The 340-nt window shown below is 57.6% G+C and carries 1 protein-coding gene; it reads right to left on the bottom strand.

The window, feature by feature from the left end; translation table 11 throughout:
* On the bottom strand, positions 1–340 hold a 340-nt coding region (locus FGT79_RS30725; protein WP_138756599.1), incomplete at both ends, for a transposase.

Below are 340 nucleotides of genomic sequence, written 5' to 3'. Positions count from 1 at the left end.
ATTTGCCTGAACTCGCTTCAGCCAGGTTGAGGCCGGCATGCCGTAGCAAGGCGTTACCATGTGCATAGCCGCTGAGGTCGCCGGCCTCACCGAGAATACTGGCGACAGACAAGGTGCTCATGCCCTTCATTGCCAGCAGGGGCTTAGCCAGCGGAATCTGGGCCAGTGCGGCCGCGACTTCAGCCTCAATGACCTGCAGTTGCTCCATGGCTAGATCATATTCGGCTAGTAGCTGTTGCAGATGAAGCTTGTAGGCCTTCTCTGCATGCTTGGCACCGACTGAGCGGGCTGCAAGAGCCAGCAGTTCGCTAGCTCTTCGTTCACCACTGTGCCTTCTCAT

This window comes from Paenibacillus sinopodophylli, from assembly GCF_005930355.1.
Classification (GTDB): Bacteria; Bacillota; Bacilli; order Paenibacillales; family Paenibacillaceae; genus Pristimantibacillus; species Pristimantibacillus sinopodophylli.
Note: the sequence above shows the minus strand (reverse complement) of the source record. Positions and strands in the feature narration are given on the sequence as shown.